Source organism: Variovorax sp. RTB1 (assembly GCF_035018765.1).
Classification (GTDB): domain Bacteria; phylum Pseudomonadota; class Gammaproteobacteria; order Burkholderiales; family Burkholderiaceae_C; genus Variovorax.
In genome coordinates, this window is the sequence record NZ_JASJXG010000011.1 from 60,080 (window position 1) to 75,366 (window position 15,287).

Genomic DNA, 15,287 nt, shown 5'->3' on the forward strand with positions numbered 1-15,287 from the left:
GGCTAGCGGCGCCCCACCAGCACGCGGTCGAGCCCATACACGCGGTCGAGCAGGATCATCGCGACAGCAGTCACCGCCACCATCAGTGCCGACACCGCTGCCATCAGCGGATCGATCGATTCGGTCGCGTACATGTACATGCGCACCGGCAAGGTCACGGTGCTGGGCGAGGTGACGAAGATCGACATCGTCACTTCGTCGAAGCTGTTGATAAACGCCAGCATCCAGCCGCCCGTCACGCCCGGCAGGATCATCGGCAGCGTGATGCGCGTGAAGACTGTGGCTTGCGTGGCGCCGAGCGACAGTGCCGCCTGTTCGGCGCTGCGGTCGAAGCCGACCAGCGCCGCGACGACCAGCCGCAGCGTGTAAGGCGTGACGATCAACGCGTGCGCCATCACCAGGAAGCCGAAGCTGCCGGTGCCGCCGACCAGCGCGAAGAGGCGCAGCAATGCCACGCCGAGCACCAGATGCGGAATGATCAGCGGCGACAAGAACAGCGCGTTGAGGAAGTCGCGCCCCGGAAATTCATAGCGCGTGATCGCCATGCCCGCGGGCACCGCCAGCAACGTCGCGATGGTGGCCGACGCCAGCGCCAGCCACAGGCTGTTCCAGAACGACTGCATGAAGTCCGGGTGCGCGAACACCGCGCGAAACCACCGCAGCGAGAACTCGGTCGTTGGCAGCGTGAGCGTGTTTTCGGGCGTGAAGGCGACGACGCACACCACCACCAGCGGCGCCAGCATGAAGGCGATGACCAGCGCGTTGAACGCGAGGGCGAAGGGTCCGTTCTTGGTCATGAGCGCGTGGAGTTCATATCAGCCCAAGGACTTCTTGTACCGGCCTTCGACCAGCCGGTTGTAGCTCAGCATGACCACCAGGTTGGCGACCAGCAGCACCAACGCGACGGCGGCGCCGAGCGGCCAGTTGAGTTCGTGCAGGTACTCGTCGTAGACGACCGTCGCGACCATCTTCAGCCGGCGCCCGCCGAGCAGACCAGGGATCGCGAAGGAACTGGCAGACAACCCGAACACGATCAGGCTCCCCGACAGAATGCCCGGCATCACCTGTGGCAGCACGATGCGGCGCAGCGTGGTGAAGGGCGACGCCTTGAGCGACAGCGCAGCGTTTTCGACGCCCGGATCCAGCTTCTGCAGCGAGGTCCACACCGGGATGACCATGAAGGGCAGCATCACGTGCACCAGCGCGATGACGACCGCCGTCTCCGTGTAGAGCATCTTGATAGGCCCGATGCCGACAAGGCCGAGCAACCCGTTCACCAGGCCTTCGGGGCCGAGCAGCATGCTCCAGCCGAACGCGCGCACCACGACCGACACAAGCAGCGGCGCCAGCACCACCAGCAGCAGGATCGAGCGCCACGGGTTGCGCATGCGGCTGAGCACGTAGGCTTCCGGCGTGCCGATCGCCACGCAGATCAGCGCCACCAGCCCGGAAATCCAGAAGGTGCGCCAGAAGATGCCGTAGTAATAGCTGTCGGTAAAAATCAGTGCGTAGTGCTCCAGCGTGAACTCGCCGGCCTTCGGTCCAGTGACCGGGTCGTAGACGTTGAACGACAGCACCGCGGTGAGCACTAGCGGCACCATGAGCAGCGCGGCGAACAGCAGCAGCGCCGGGCCCGACAGCCACCACGGCGTGGCTTTGCTGCGCCCGTTGTTCGGCAGGCTCATCGTCTGGCTCACGCTGCGACCTCGGCGACCACCGTTTCGTCATCGGCCGGCAGCAACCGCGTGCAATGGTCCGGCCAGTCGACAGCGGCGCGCGCGCCCTCTTCCAATGCGTCGCGGCCATCGTTCGGGCACAGCACCATCAGCTCGCCGATGGGCGTGGCGACGCGATAGAGCCATTGGCTGCCGAGAAAGAAGCGCTCGCCGACTTCGCCATCGAGACGGCCGCTGCCCGACGCCACCAGTTGCAGCTTTTCCGGACGCACGCTGAGCAGAACGGACGCACCGGCGCGGAACCCGGCGTCGGCCACATCGACGCTCAATGTGCCGATCCGCACCGACTGATTGGGACTGTCACCGGCGATGCGCCCTTCGAGCAGGTTGGCCTTGCCGACGAAAGTCGAGATGAAGCGCGTGCGCGGATGCTCGTAGACGTTGTGCGGATGGTCGATCTGCGTGGCGCGGCCGCCTTCCATGACGACGACGCGATCGCTGATCGACATCGCTTCGCTCTGGTCGTGCGTGACCATGACGGTGGTGGTGCCGACCTTGCGCTGGATCTGGCGCAGTTCGAACTGCATTTCTTCGCGCAACTTGGCGTCGAGGTTAGACAGCGGCTCGTCGAGCAGCAGGACAGGCGGCTCGATCACCAGGGCACGCGCCAGCGCCACGCGCTGCCGTTGTCCGCCGGACAACTCGCGCGGGTACTTGTCGGCATGCGCTTCGAGATGGACCAGGGCCAGCGCATCGCGAACCCGCTCGCGCCTTTCGGCCTTCGGCAATTTGCGCATCTCCAGCCCGAAGCTGACGTTGTCGCGCACCGTCATGTGCGGAAAGAGCGCGTAAGTCTGGAACACGATGCCGAGGCCGCGCGTGTTGGCCTTGGCATGGGTGATGTCGCGGCCGTCGAGTTCGATGCGGCCTTGTGTCACCGCCTCGAAGCCGGCGACCATCTGGAGCGTGGTGGTCTTGCCGCAACCGGACGGCCCGAGCAGCGAGACGAACTCGCCCTTCTCGACCGACAGGTTCATCGAAGACACGGCGCAGGTATCGCCGTAGAACTTGGTGACGCCCGTGAGTTGCAGGAAAGACATGCCGACCTCTTTTTCATCTACTTCCACCGTCGTGGCGGAAGTCAGGCAATCTATTGCAAGGAATGCGCCCTGAGCGCTCGGGTATTCCATAGAATAGAATCTTTCTTTTATTTATTCCATTAAATGGAATACTTAAAGCACTAAAAGATAAGACTATTCCGCGCAACGACATGACAGAACCCATAGCCTCGACGGCTGCAGTGCCTAGGCTGTTTTCGGTGATCCGCGCGCTCACCGAAGTGCACCCGGATGGGGGCCGCGTGACCCAGATCGCGCGCAGCGTCGGGCTGACCCAGGCCACGGCGCACCGTTTGCTGCAGTCGCTGGTCGCAGAGGGCATCGTCGAGCAAGACGCGCGCAGCAAGCTGTATCGGCTCGGCATCGAGTTCTTTGCGATGGCGGCGCACGCCGGCAATCCGGGCGACCTTCGCACGCTGTGCCGACCTGCCCTGTTGCGCCTGTGCGCAAGCCTCGGCGACAGCATCTTTCTGCTGGCACGCAGCAACTTCGACGCGATCTGCCTGGACCGAAGCGAAGGGCCGTTTCCCATTCGCTCTTTTTCCGGCGACATCGGTGGGCGCGTGGCACTCGGCGTCGGCCAGGGCGCGATGGCCATCCTGGCGTTCTTGCCCGAGGCAGAGCGTGAAGAAGTCATCCGCTTCAACCTGTCGCGGCTGCGCGAGTACGGCATCCACGACGAGGTCTACCTGCGCACCGAAATCGACCGGGTGCGGCAAGCCGGTTTTGCCGCTCGCAACGCAGGGCTGCTCGACGGCATGGCCGGTGTCGCGGTGCCGATCCTCGATCGCGAAGGCCGCGCCGTCGCCGCGCTGGCCGTCGGCACGATCGCCGACCGACTGAATGCCGACCGCCTGCCGACCGTGATCGAACTGCTCAAGCGCGAGGCGGTCGCGATCGGGCCGAAGATCAATCCGTTCGATCCCACCCTGCGCCGGCCCTCGCAGATCCTGGCCAATGCGTCTGCTTGATGTCGCGAATGCAGCCGATGCGCCTTTCTCACGTGTCTTCGTCCTCCACCTATGCCTCCACTTTTTGACGCCATGACCCAAGCCCAAAGCTCCCCTGCATCCGCTCTTTCCGAAGAAGTCGCAGCCCTGCTGGAGCGTCTCGGCGTGCCGCGCGCCGCAACCGTCGGCGGCGATCTGCCGGCACGTTCGCCCGTTACCGGCGAGACCATCGCCGCGGTCACGCAAAGCTCGCCCGCCGAGGCGACTGCCGCCATCGGGCGCGCCCACGCGGCGTTCCTCGAGTGGCGCAAGGTGCCGGCACCGCGCCGCGGTGAACTGGTCCGCCTGCTGGGCGAAGAACTGCGCGTGGCCAAGGCCGATCTCGGCCGGCTCGTGACCATCGAGGTCGGCAAGGTGCCGTCCGAAGGCGCGGGCGAAGTGCAGGAAATGATCGACATCTGCGACTTCGCGGTCGGCCTGTCGCGCCAGCTCTACGGCCTGACGATCGCCACGGAGCGAGCGCAGCACCGCATGATGGAAACGTGGCATCCGCTGGGTGTCTGCGGCGTCATTTCCGCCTTCAACTTTCCTGTGGCCGTGTGGTCGTGGAACGCAGCGCTGGCGCTGGTATGCGGTGATTCGGTGGTGTGGAAGCCTTCGGAGAAAACGCCGCTGACCGCGCTGGCCGTGCATGCCATCGCGCAGCGCGCGCTCGCACGCTTCGGTGATGCACCGGCCGGCCTGCTCGAGTTGCTGATCGGGCAGCGCGACATCGGCGAGACACTGGTCGACGATGCGCGCGTGGCGGTGCTTTCCGCCACCGGCTCGACCGCCATGGGGCGCCAGGTCGGTCCACGCGTGGCCGCCCGATTCGCTCGCGCCATCCTCGAACTCGGCGGCAACAACGCCGCCATCGTCGCGCCTTCCGCCGACCTCGACCTCACGCTGCGCGGCGTCGCTTTTTCGGCCATGGGCACGGCCGGCCAGCGCTGCACTTCGCTGCGTCGCCTGTTCGTGCACGACAGCATCTACGACGCCTTCGTGCCGCGCCTGGCCAAGGTGTATGCCAGCGTGCAGGTCGACGACCCGCGCGAGCCCGGCACGCTGGTCGGTCCGCTGATCGACGCTGCGGCCTTTGCCGGCATGCAGAACGCGCTGCACGAGAGCCGCGCTGCCGGCGCCACCGTACATGGCGGCGAGCGCGTGACGGGCATCGGCGGCGCGGACGCTTTTTATGCGCGGCCTGCGTTGGTCGAGTTGAAAGCACACGAAGGCGCGGTGCTGCGCGAAACGTTCGCGCCCATCCTCTACGTGGTGCGCTACGAAAACATGGACGAGGCCATTGCCTGGCACAACGCGGTCGGCGCCGGCCTGTCGTCTTCCATCTTCACGCTCGACATGCGCGAGGCCGAGCGCTTCATGTCGAGCGCCGGTTCCGACTGCGGTATCGCCAACGTCAACATCGGACCGAGCGGTGCCGAAATCGGCGGCGCTTTCGGCGGTGAAAAGGAAACCGGTGGCGGCCGCGAGGCCGGCGGCGACAGCTGGAAGGCGTACATGCGGCGTGCCACCAACACGATCAACTATTCGACCGAATTGCCGCTCGCGCAGGGCGTGACCTTCGACATCGGCTGAGCCCATGGCAGCAGGTTACGAAGCGAAGCGCGTCCTCGTCGTCAAGTCCGGCGGCGAAGCAGCGGTAGCCGAATGGCGCAGGCACTTTCAAGCCGTTGCGCCGCACATCGACGTGCGCTGGTGGGACGACGCATCGGTGTCGCCGGAGCAAGTCGACTACGCGCTGGTCTGGGAGCCGGAGCCGGGCCGCCTGGCTGCGATGCCGAATCTGCGGCTGGCGCTCAGCAGCGCCGCCGGCGTCGAGCACATCACCGCCGACCCTGCCTGGCCCCGCCACTTGCCGCTGCTCCGCGCTGCCACGCCCGAAGCGTCGCAGCGTATGAGTGAGTACGTTTGCATGGCCGTGCTGGCGTTGCTGCGCGACTTGAAGCGCATGGTGCGGCAGCAGGCCGTGCATCGATGGGACATGTTCGCGACCGAGCGCACCGCGACCGACACCTGCGTCGGCATACTCGGGCTCGGCGCGATGGGCGCGCACACGGCGCAAATGGTGCGAGGGCTGGGCTTCGAGGTGATCGGCTGGTCACGCAGCCGCAAGGTGCTCGACGGCATCGAATCCCATGCGGGTGACGATGAGCTGCCAGCCTTTTTCGAGCGCTGCGATGTGCTGGTCTGCCTGCTGCCGGCGACGCCTGAAACCGAAGGCATCCTCAGCGCGAAAACGTTCGCCCTGTTGCCCAAAGGTGCGGGCCTGGTCCACGTCGGCCGCGGGTCGCATCTGCGCTACGACGAGCTGGCCGCGGCGCTCGATGCGTCGCACCTGTGCGGCGCCTTCATCGACGTGTTCGAAGAGGAGCCGTTGCGATCAGACCATCCGGCCTGGGCGCACGAAAAAATCTTCGTCACGCCGCATGTCGGCGCCATGGCTTCACGGCGCGCACGCGCTGTTTTCTTTGCGAAGCAGATTGCGAAGTTCGAGCGGGGCGAGACGCCCGATGGGCTGTACGAGCCAGTCCGGGGCTACTGAAAAACAGTCCGGCGCCGGTATGCGGCCACACAGCGCCAGACGAGCCAGAGCAGCGCCACGTTCAGGCAGACACCGCCCACCACGAAAAAGCCGGCGCGTTCGGCAAAGCCGGGGGCTTGGTCCAGTGTCAACAGCACCAGCGACCACGGCAGGGCGCAAAGAATCGCAGCGCTCAGCAACCAGCTTTCTTCGTTCGGCGTCAGCAGTGCAGCAACCACCAGCACGCCGGCCAGTGCCGTGACAGTGACGCCGAGAGCCACGGTCAGCCACCAGTTACGACGCTGCCAAAAGGGTGATTGCGCAAGAACCATGAACAGAATTCTGCCCCGCGATGCATGCCGTGTCTGCGTAATTTGGCACGTCTGGACGGAGTTGCGTGCAAGCGTTTTCAGGGCACCACAGTTTTGCCGGCAGCCGCATGGACAACGGCGTCGCCGGGCCGCTTCGCCTCTGCGTTTTCGGCGTTCTGCGCGTCTCTTGCTTCCTTCAGTCGCCGCAGTTCCTGCATCTCCTGCTCGGTATGCTCCAGCACCGGCTCTGCCACGAAAAAGACGTTGGCGATGTCGGAACTGGTCAAGAACAGGAAGCTCAGGCCGGCATCCAACTCGGCCGGCGGGATGTCTTGCACGGCGATCGCTTCCATCGAGCCCGCGTCACCGATCCTGATGTGCCCCTTCTTCGGGTACCGGAGCACCAGCTGGCTGATCGTTCCGTCGGTCTTGACGAAAAAATCCTCGACCACGCCGGTGTAGATGAGCACGGCTCCGCTCGTGTCGCTGGACTTGGTCAACACGTTGGCCCGGACCCGCTTCGCCTTCTTCGAGCCGCCTGCATGACGCCGCCCCTCGTTGAGCGAATACATCCAGCGATGGCGCGCGAAGCGCCGCATCGCCCGCAGTTGCATGACCATGCCGGCGGCCAGCCCGAGCAGCGCGCCGGTCACGGTGACGACGAAGAAATACGCCGTGATCTGGACAACGTTGTCGTCAACCATCTTGCTGGTGGAAGCGAGCGTGCCGCGGATGGCCGACAACGTCTGCGGCGTGTCGCTCAGCCGGGGCGGCGCCGGCAGGCTGTCGATGCGCAGCAGCGGAATGAACTCGTCGAGCGCGACACAGCGGGCACCGAGGATTTCAGACCGGCACAGCCAGCCATTGATGGCGACATACCAGCCAGCGTGCACGAGAAAAGCCACGCCGACGACGATTGCGAGCTGCCCGAGCGGGCTGATGGGCGTCGCCTCGCGCGTGACCTGGTCGGGCAGATAGAACCCGAAGAAGAACGCGAAGCCCGGCAACAGAAGCACGACGACAACGACGGTTGCCCAGGCAAGGGACATGAGCAGAGGCCGGGTGCGGAGGCTAAAAGGAAACGGGGCGCGCGAGCCGGTCGAAAAGCTGGACGGCTAGACCGGTGCGACTGCCATCGCGCCGGCCACCGTTGCGGCCGAGCCAGCCATCGCAAGCGGCACGTCGAGCACTCGCGAGCGAAGTGCTGCCTGGCTTTTGCGCGCTGCCAGCAGCTCGTCGATTTCCTTGATGACCTGTGGCAGCCTCACGCTGTCGCGCCCCGGGCGGGCCATCACCTCGGACACGATCTCGCTGCTGCCGGCATAGCCGATCAACAGGTCGAAAACTTCGTCGTCGGTGTCAGTGAGAAATCTCATCGAATGCGCTCCCCGGTTCGTACATGCCCGGAATGTAGAGCCTCGGGCGCATGAGTTCAAGAGCGCAGTTTGTGGTGCGCTCGGCGTCGCCTCATGGATTCAGAGTTTTAGAGCTTTTTCTTGACGAAGCCGGCCGCGTTTTCGTCAGCGCCGGGCTCACCCTCGTCCGAGTGAGGATTCGTCGGATCCTCGTCCGTCGGGAACTCCGGCTGCACGGGGAGCTGCGCCGGATCGTCTTCGGAAGGCACTTTGGGCATGTTCATTTGAGGGGGCTCCTTTGTTGCGACAGGTCCGACCCAGTCGGCGTGACGGGTGCCTTCGGCGCCATTGGCGCTACAGGCCGTGGGTCGGTCGAAGCGGGTCCGACGTACTGCTGCGGCGGCGGTTCCGCGCTCGACGCGGCGCCGCACACGCGCTGTACGTCGCGCCAGGCCAGTTCGACGCTGCGCGGTTCGCGAACCGGCGCGCCGTTGACTGCCTGGTAGTTGCTATTGGCCTGCTCGCAGGACAAGGCGGGCCCTGCCGCTGGCGCGGGTTGCGCGGTGGCCGGCTGCACCATCGCGATAAAGAGCAGACCGCCGAGTAGTGAGCCTGGTGCAAAGATGCAGCGCCAATGCTGCCTGGAGATAGAAGAATAAGGAGGAGAAGACACAACGCACACGGTAAGCCCGACACGCCAGCGGGCATGTAAGGAGATCGCTTTTCCTCGACATCGGGGCACTCCGTCCTGCAGCCGCACAAGAGAACGCCAAGTGACCGCCGCCAGCGCATGACTTGCCGATGCGTCATGGTCAATAAATCTCCGCCTCGATGCTGAGTTTTTTGCTGTTCGCGCCGCGGGCATCTCACTAACATGCCGAGAGATTCCCAACCCTCTGCCGAGCCCGCCATGTCATCGCCCACCTCCACTGTCGCGCCCACTGCCACCACGGCCACGGCCACGGCCGCCCGCTTCAACCAGCCGCTCGGCGGCGACGTCGTGCCACGCTTCGCCGGCATCGCGTCGATGATGCGATTACCGATTCAGGAAACCAGCGATGGGCTGGACGCCTGCTTCGTGGGTGTGCCTTTCGATCTCGGCACCTCCAACCGGTCAGGCGCCCGTTTCGGGCCGCGCCAGGTGCGCAGCGAGTCCGTGCTGCTGCGCCCTTACAACATGGCGACGCGCGCCGCGCCCTTCGACTCGCTGCAGGTGGCGGACATAGGCGACGTGGCGACCAACGCGTACAACATCTTCGATTCGATCGACCGTATCGAAGCTGCCTACGACCGCATCATCGCCAACGGCTGCCGGCCCATCACCATCGGCGGCGACCACACCATCGCCTGGCCGATCCTGCGCGCGATGCACAAGAAGTACGGCCCGATCGGCGTGGTGCATGTCGATGCGCATGCCGACGTCAACGACACGATGGGTGGAGAAAAGATCGCGCATGGCACACCCTTTCGTCGTGCGGTCGAAGAAGGCCTGCTCGACTGCGACCGCGTGGTGCAGATCGGCCTGCGCGGCACCGGCTACCACGCCGACGATTTCGACTGGTGCCGCAAACAGGGCTTTCGCGTGGTGCAGGCCGAAGAGTGCTGGCACAAGAGCCTGACGCCGTTGATGAAGGAAGTGAAGGAACGCGTTGCGGGCTTGGCAGGCCAGGGTCCGGTTTACCTGAGTTTCGACATCGACGGGCTCGACCCCGCCTTCGCACCCGGCACCGGCACGCCGGAAATCGGTGGCCTGAGCGTGCACCAGGGCATGGAAATCATCCGCGGCCTGCGCGGGTTGAACATCGTCGGTGCCGATCTGGTCGAAATTTCCCCGCCTTACGATCCGCACGGCACGACCGCTTTGGTCGGCGCCAACCTGGCGTTCGAAATGCTGTGCGTGTTGCCGGGCGTGCAGTATCGGGATTGATACCGCCCACAACTTCAGGTCATCAGGTCAGCGCTCGACTTCATCGACTACTTGAATTCGGGCGTCCAGTTCTACACACTGGCTTCGACTGCCGACGTGAGCGCGCCGATCGACCTCTGCGGCAAGACCATCGGCACCAGCCGCAGCACCGCATTTCCGGCGGAGATCAACACCTGGAGCGACATCAATTGCGTTGCGGCGGGCAAGGCACCGATCACGGTCGAAGGGCCCTCGCCATCAAGCAAATCGCGATCAACGGCACGCCTGCGCCCTGATGCCGGGCTACGAGGGCTAGCATGGGGCGATCGCTGAAACCATTCGATTCAGCAAACCTCAGAAAGCTTTCATGCCGCGTCCCGTCTTAGATGAAGCCCATATCCATCCCGCTGTGCGCACCGCGATTTCGGAGAGCCGGCAAGGGATCGTGCGCGAAGTGATGGGCGCCATCGCAGCCAATGACATCGTGGTGGTCGGCATGGCGATCAACCCCTATCCGAAGAAGGCACGCAAGCTGCTGGACGAGGCCAGGCAGGCATTCAAGTACCTCGAATACGGCAGCTACCTGAGCGGATGGCGCGACCGCAACGCGCTCAAAATGTGGACCGGCTGGCCGACCTTTCCGATGGTGTTCGTCAAGGGCGTGCTCGTCGGCGGCGCCGATGAGTTGAAGGCCTTGATCGACAGCGGTGAGTTGAAGGGCATGCTGGACCGCCGGGTCTGAACCTCAGGCTGCCCCTCGAGCCCGGGCCGCTCAACTATTTGCAGGCGAACACAATCCCGTTTTCCGCTTGTGCTCTGCCCAGAATGGAAGCGGTTAAGCCGTCCTTCTGGCAATAACTGATGGCTTGGTCGTAAAACGGTGCCCGGAACGTGCCGTCACGGAGCGAGATGACCTGGTTGGGCGGTGTACCGCAGCCCGCGATCAGCAGGACGAAAAGAAAGAGTGCGAGCCGGTTCATCGCGTCATTCTGGCGCACTGGGCCATGGCACGCAGGCCACAACCGACGTTCCAAGCTGGAACAAATAGCCGCGGGCCTCTGAATATCAAGCAACACCGCGCGTTGATCGTTCAGGCGATTGCTGCTTCTTGAACGCCTCGGCGCATGCACTGAGTGTGTGTCTACCTGATCCGCGCCGGATTGCCGATCACCGCCTCACACCGGCTGGGTAGGCGGGTCGTAACTGCATGGGTCGGAGGACGATCAGCGCTGCCGCATCGGCATGCGATCGATCGTTGCAAATACTTGATCCAGATCGACGTCGTTGCCCTTGACCAGCTTCACGCCGCCGTCCTTGCCGACCAGCACGAAGGTCGGTGGGCCGTCCGGATTGAGCTCGAGCGCGCGTAGCAGGGAACGGGTCTGCTCGCGCGTCATCACCAAGCCGTTTCGTCGACCCTGACCCGCTTCGACGGTGTAGAGAACCATCTCGCGCTCGACGAACGCTGCGCGCGTCGTGGGGCGTTCCAGCGCTGATTCGACGCGCCGCAGCAGAGCACGATCGGAGGCCGGAACGACAACCACGATCGGCCGCGACTGCCATCGTTCGGCGGCCAGCGGGTTATCGGTGGGTGATGCGGCGTGCGACGGAACAATGGGCAAGACCATTGCAAACGCAATGGCTCGCCACATGGCACCTTCTGGAAGCGGCGATAAACATGTCGGTTTCATGATGGTGAGGTATAGCGCGCAAGCCTCAAGGCCTGAGTCGGACTATCGCGCAAGTGCGCGCGAACGAGAAACAACACGACGGCAGGCACCGTCATACTCGCCCACATGAACGAACCCGTCAGCCTCCGCACAAAAATCCAGTCCATCCGGGATGCTTCCCTGAAAGAGCCACCCTTTCCGTACAGCCAGGTGCCGCCCCACTTCGACATCGGTGACGTGGCAAGGCTCACGCACAAACCTGCGGGTGATCAGCGCGTTCGCCAGCAACGCATCGAAGCCTGGGTGCGGGACGTGGATGCGACTTGGAAGCGGGTCGCCATCAACCAAGCGGCGGCAGCGAAGGCACCGGGCAAAGTGGACTAGCGCCACGGTGATCGGCAACCATCCCGGACTCTTATTCCACGCTCCGCACATGGATCAATGGCGGTCCTTAATCGAGCAAGCCGTGTTTTAAAGCGAAGTAAGTCAGGTCGCTGTTGGTCGACAGCTCTAGCTTTCTCACCAATCGCGACCGGTAGAGCGTGACGGTTCTGGCCGAAAGATGAAGCTTCTTTGCGATCACGGCCGGCTTGTCTCCCGCCGCCAGAAGCAGAAGAATCTGGAACTCCCGTTTGGACAGGCGTTGATGGAGTGGCAGGGCCCCCTCGCACAGTTCGCGCGCAAAATGCTGCGCCAGCGTTGCACTCAGGTATCTGCGGCCGCTGGCGACGCGGCGGATCGCAACGATGAGCTGATCCGGGTCGCAGGATTTGTGAAGGTACCCATGGGCCCCTTCTTCGAGCAGCTTGCGGGCGTACTGCGCCTCCGGATGGCCACTGAACACCAAAATGGCCATTCCCGGCGCCTTGGACCGAAGCGATCCGATGATGTCGAAGCCGTCCCTTCCGGGCATCGTGAGATCCAGCACCAGCACGTCCAGTGTGTTGCGCGTGGCGAGTTCAAGCGCTTCGAAACCATCGGCGGCTTCACCTGCAATGCAGAGATCCGAGTGTTCCAGCAACCAGTGCCGAAGTGCAGTTCGCACAATCGGGTGGTCGTCCGCGATGCCGATCCTGATCGGGACGCGGGCAACTGGGTCAGCTGCGGCGACGAAACTGTCATTCACCGCGCATCCCACTGTGCAAGATTCTCATTGGGCCGAGCAGGCTCGTCATTGCGCGACGCATGCCGTTCGCATTTCAGTTCGCAAGAACCGGGTTGCGGCGCTCTTCGTCGAGGCGACGCTGCGCCACCGCTGCCGCGCACTGCAGCTGCCGGGCATGGTTTGGTAAAGCGCATATGTTGTTCATGCAAACGGCGCGCATCAGCACATTGCGACCTGCGCAAAGACCAGCTGAGCGTTCGCCACCGGAAGGCCTGTAGGAAGTCGATCTGCGAGAGGCGGACGGCGCGGACGCCACAACGGGAGCGACATAGCCTTGAGGGCTTCGGGCTTTCACATTGACGGGCTCCTGGGCCATGGACACCGGCGCTGCCGACTGAGCCTGCTGCGAGTCGTAGCTTTGCGACCGGTGGTGCAGCGCGTACCAAACGCAAAACGCGGTGAACAGCAGCAACGGCACGATCAGCAAGCGTGCCATCACCCGGACGATCGGTACCAACGGCACGGCGCCCTGCCCTTCATCGCCCGTGATGGGAGAAGTAGTCGACGACGTTTCGTGAGGCATGTGCACGGTTCCACAAACATCGCACCGCGCCTTGCGAGAACCTGCTGTTCGACAGAATGCGCACACCTGGATTGGCGACCGATCGCGCAGCCACAGCAGTCCAACGAAATCATTCGGTGCGATGTAAGCGCGCAGCGGGTCTGCAAATGCCGGAAAGGGCCACGTATGTTCCATGGAATCACTTGGCTCAGGCCGAAAAGATGCCCTGGAACCCCGAGCGCACGGGGACACGCTTCACTGCGCAGGCGTTCATGACCGGCCGCGCTGATAAAGAGGCCGACTGTCATCCACTCGACGCTCCGCTTCGAGTTCCCCGATGACTGTCTTGCTCCGCGCTACCGCTGCGCGTGTTGCAAGGTCGGGCTCGAACGCGGCCAGCGCCAGTAGTTGTTGCGCTCCGTACACCAGCCGTGCGATGGCGCTCGCTATTGCATCCGTCGCGCTGTCCAGTAATGCGTTCAGATTGGGTCGTTCAAACAGCGCATGCTTCATCGTGGCCTCCGAAGTAAGGTGTGAAATGTGAGGAAGTCACATACTATTGCGATACTTTGGTACTCCATTTGTGAGACATTACGCCGTCGCTTGTAGGTTTTGGGAATTGTTTCGGGCTGATTTACAACAATGTGACAATGTCACATAATTGTTGGGGAATAACGCTTCTGCTAACTCCGGAGACGCCATGAGGGATGACAGTCTGTCGATGGGCGTTGCCTTTTCACACTGGCAACAACTCACCGATGAATATGCGCAATCGCTGCAAGCGCTGGCGCGGGGCGACCGCCATTGCGTCGAGAACCTTGACCGAATCGCGCGTACGCTGCTTCAAAGTCAGGTCGCGCGCGCACCGAAGTTGGCATCACCTCCGCCGGATGAGCCGTCAGGTCGGTGGAAGTGTTGGCGCAACGCGTTCGCATCTCTGTACAGGCTGTCGCGCACGGCGGTTCGTCACTGACATGTGCGTGATGTGCATGAAGGCACGTTGACCGCCGCCAACACCCAGGAAGCAGGCGTGGTCGCGCTGGACGCTTGCAGGCGTGTTTTGCGTCCAGTCATCCGGCTTGCACTTTCGCTTGGCCTGAAACACTCGCACTTGCAACGCCTGCTCACAGAGCTTCTGCTGGACGAGGGGACGCATCTGTGGCGCGAACAAGCTGTGGAACCCAACATTAGCCAGCTGTCTGTAACCACCGGACTCAACCGCAAAGCCATCACGCTCAGAGTACGAACGCCTGCCAAGGATGCTCCGCATACCGAACTGTCGGCGGCGGCCAAGACACTCACGCTCTGGGCCCAACTGCGCGAAGATGACCCCGCGCTCCAGTCGCTTCCAGTCTCCGCGGATGATGGTTCATTGACGTTTGAAGTCATTGCCCGTCGCGCCAGTCGGGGCAACCTGCACCACCGCGCCATTCTCGAAGAACTTATCCGGCTGGATTTGGTAGCGGTACAAGGCGGCCGGGCGAGCTTGAAGACTTCGAGTTTTGTGCCGCTGGCCGATCTGCGCAGCATGCTTGTCGTGCTCGGAGACAACGCCCACGATCATCTGGCAGCGGCCGTCTCGAATGTGCTGCACGACAACCCGCCCATGCTTGAGCGCGCAATCTATGCGCGCGGACTGACGCCTGAGGCCTGCGAGGCGATCCAACAGTTGGTGCGCACGCGATGGTCTGTGCTTCACCGTGAGCTTGCAGCCACAATGACGCGCGCGGTCGACGCAGACAGCGACGACAAGAGCGCCCGCATTCGTGTCGGCATCTATGCGTTCACCGAAAATAGCGGAGAAGATCCAGTAGCGAATGCAATCCGGCCCACGAGCCGACAGCTTGGAGCACCCCGCGATGAATAAAAAGATTTGGCAGCCCGTTGTGCTTTTCGCGCTGACCCTTCTCATCGGCTCGTGTGGCGGAGGTGGCAGCGGGGGCTCAGGCGGCATTGGCATTGCGGGCACTGGCACAGCCGTGAACGTAGGCGCTTCAGGCGCTGCGCAAGGCGATGGCGCGGCAAACACCGGAGGCGCCTCGTCTTCCGGCGC

At 63.7% G+C, this 15,287-nt stretch carries 21 protein-coding genes; 8 read left to right on the plus strand and 13 right to left on the minus strand.

Going from position 1 to position 15,287, the window contains the following annotated elements; translation table 11 throughout:
* Positions 1–2: 2 nt before the first annotated feature.
* Genes QN397_RS09805 through QN397_RS09815 form a run of 3 tightly spaced genes read right to left on the minus strand, consistent with a single transcriptional unit; the run spans position 3 to position 2,776 of the window.
* Positions 3–797 (minus strand): ABC transporter permease, encoded by a 795-nt coding sequence (locus QN397_RS09805; protein ID WP_323500796.1) that lies wholly within the window; start codon positions 795–797, stop codon positions 3–5.
* An 18-nt stretch (positions 798–815) separates the two neighbouring features.
* Complete coding sequence (locus QN397_RS09810; protein WP_323500842.1) at positions 816–1,685, minus strand: ABC transporter permease; 870 nt, start codon at positions 1,683–1,685, stop codon at positions 816–818.
* Between the two features lie 8 nt (positions 1,686–1,693).
* Positions 1,694–2,776, minus strand: coding sequence for an ABC transporter ATP-binding protein (locus tag QN397_RS09815; RefSeq protein WP_323500797.1), 1,083 nt, complete (start codon positions 2,774–2,776; stop codon positions 1,694–1,696).
* A gap of 170 nt (positions 2,777–2,946) precedes the next feature.
* Here QN397_RS09815 and QN397_RS09820 point away from each other — a divergent pair, with 170 nt between their 5' ends.
* The 3 genes from QN397_RS09820 to QN397_RS09830 all read left to right on the plus strand — a co-directional run bounded on the left by QN397_RS09820 (position 2,947) and on the right by QN397_RS09830 (position 6,346).
* Positions 2,947–3,765: an IclR family transcriptional regulator gene (locus QN397_RS09820; protein ID WP_323500798.1), complete on the plus strand. Its 819-nt coding sequence runs from the start codon at positions 2,947–2,949 to the stop codon at positions 3,763–3,765.
* 72 nt (positions 3,766–3,837) lie between these two features.
* Positions 3,838–5,379, plus strand: coding sequence for an aldehyde dehydrogenase family protein (locus QN397_RS09825; RefSeq protein ID WP_323500799.1), 1,542 nt, complete (start codon positions 3,838–3,840; stop codon positions 5,377–5,379).
* A gap of 4 nt (positions 5,380–5,383) precedes the next feature.
* The gene (locus tag QN397_RS09830; protein ID WP_323500800.1) at positions 5,384–6,346 is read left to right on the plus strand and encodes a glyoxylate/hydroxypyruvate reductase A; all 963 of its coding nucleotides are present in this window, start codon (positions 5,384–5,386) and stop codon (positions 6,344–6,346) included.
* On the opposite strand, the gene QN397_RS09835 is transcribed toward QN397_RS09830, so the two are convergent.
* From QN397_RS09835 to QN397_RS09855, 5 genes are all read right to left on the minus strand, one after another.
* Positions 6,340–6,657, minus strand: coding sequence for a hypothetical protein (locus QN397_RS09835; RefSeq protein ID WP_323500801.1), 318 nt, complete (start codon positions 6,655–6,657; stop codon positions 6,340–6,342). The two genes, QN397_RS09830 and QN397_RS09835, sit on opposite strands and share 7 nt — an antisense overlap.
* 77 nt (positions 6,658–6,734) lie before the next feature.
* Entirely contained in the window at positions 6,735–7,685 is a 951-nt protein-coding gene (locus QN397_RS09840) for a hypothetical protein (protein ID WP_323500802.1), read from the minus strand.
* A gap of 66 nt (positions 7,686–7,751) precedes the next feature.
* Entirely contained in the window at positions 7,752–8,012 is a 261-nt protein-coding gene (locus QN397_RS09845) for a hypothetical protein (protein WP_323500803.1), read from the minus strand.
* A 107-nt stretch (positions 8,013–8,119) separates the two neighbouring features.
* On the minus strand, positions 8,120–8,275 hold the full coding sequence (locus QN397_RS09850) for a hypothetical protein (RefSeq protein WP_323497953.1): 156 nt from the start codon (positions 8,273–8,275) through the stop codon (positions 8,120–8,122).
* On the minus strand, positions 8,272–8,664 hold the full coding sequence (locus tag QN397_RS09855) for a hypothetical protein (protein WP_323500804.1): 393 nt from the start codon (positions 8,662–8,664) through the stop codon (positions 8,272–8,274). The genes QN397_RS09850 and QN397_RS09855 overlap by 4 nt, the downstream gene beginning before the upstream one ends.
* A 237-nt stretch (positions 8,665–8,901) precedes the next feature.
* On the opposite strand from QN397_RS09855, the gene speB reads away from it, so the two are divergent.
* Genes speB through QN397_RS09870 form a run of 3 tightly spaced genes read left to right on the plus strand, consistent with a single transcriptional unit; the run spans position 8,902 to position 10,639 of the window.
* Positions 8,902–9,918, plus strand: a complete 1,017-nt coding sequence (gene speB, locus QN397_RS09860) for an agmatinase (protein ID WP_323500805.1) — start codon at positions 8,902–8,904, stop codon at positions 9,916–9,918.
* Positions 9,919–9,969: 51 nt separating this feature from the next.
* The gene (locus tag QN397_RS09865; RefSeq protein WP_323497955.1) at positions 9,970–10,230 is read left to right on the plus strand and encodes a hypothetical protein; all 261 of its coding nucleotides are present in this window, start codon (positions 9,970–9,972) and stop codon (positions 10,228–10,230) included.
* Between the two features lie 34 nt (positions 10,231–10,264).
* On the plus strand, positions 10,265–10,639 hold the full coding sequence (locus tag QN397_RS09870) for a glutaredoxin domain-containing protein (RefSeq protein WP_323500806.1): 375 nt from the start codon (positions 10,265–10,267) through the stop codon (positions 10,637–10,639).
* A gap of 34 nt (positions 10,640–10,673) precedes the next feature.
* On the opposite strand, the gene QN397_RS09875 is transcribed toward QN397_RS09870, so the two are convergent.
* Positions 10,674–10,877 carry a hypothetical protein gene (locus QN397_RS09875; protein WP_323497957.1) on the minus strand — a complete coding sequence of 68 codons (204 nt, stop codon included), beginning with the start codon at positions 10,875–10,877 and terminating at the stop codon, positions 10,674–10,676.
* Between the two features lie 243 nt (positions 10,878–11,120).
* Complete coding sequence (locus QN397_RS09880; protein WP_323500807.1) at positions 11,121–11,549, minus strand: DUF4174 domain-containing protein; 429 nt, start codon at positions 11,547–11,549, stop codon at positions 11,121–11,123.
* A gap of 144 nt (positions 11,550–11,693) precedes the next feature.
* On the opposite strand from QN397_RS09880, the gene QN397_RS09885 reads away from it, so the two are divergent.
* On the plus strand, positions 11,694–11,951 hold the full coding sequence (locus tag QN397_RS09885) for a hypothetical protein (protein ID WP_187052953.1): 258 nt from the start codon (positions 11,694–11,696) through the stop codon (positions 11,949–11,951).
* Positions 11,952–12,018: 67 nt separating this feature from the next.
* Here the strand turns inward: QN397_RS09885 and QN397_RS09890 are convergent, their stop codons facing one another.
* The 3 genes from QN397_RS09890 to QN397_RS09900 form a co-directional block, all read right to left on the minus strand.
* Positions 12,019–12,693 carry a response regulator transcription factor gene (locus QN397_RS09890; RefSeq protein WP_323500808.1) on the minus strand — a complete coding sequence of 225 codons (675 nt, stop codon included), beginning with the start codon at positions 12,691–12,693 and terminating at the stop codon, positions 12,019–12,021.
* Positions 12,694–12,766: 73 nt separating this feature from the next.
* Positions 12,767–13,255 carry a hypothetical protein gene (locus QN397_RS09895; protein ID WP_323500809.1) on the minus strand — a complete coding sequence of 163 codons (489 nt, stop codon included), beginning with the start codon at positions 13,253–13,255 and terminating at the stop codon, positions 12,767–12,769.
* A gap of 249 nt (positions 13,256–13,504) precedes the next feature.
* Positions 13,505–13,747 (minus strand): hypothetical protein, encoded by a 243-nt coding sequence (locus QN397_RS09900; protein WP_323500810.1) that lies wholly within the window; start codon positions 13,745–13,747, stop codon positions 13,505–13,507.
* 487 nt (positions 13,748–14,234) lie between these two features.
* Between QN397_RS09900 and QN397_RS09905 the strand changes: the two genes are divergently transcribed.
* Complete coding sequence (locus QN397_RS09905) at positions 14,235–15,101, plus strand: DUF6502 family protein (protein WP_323497962.1); 867 nt, start codon at positions 14,235–14,237, stop codon at positions 15,099–15,101.
* Positions 15,102–15,287 lie beyond the last annotated feature (186 nt).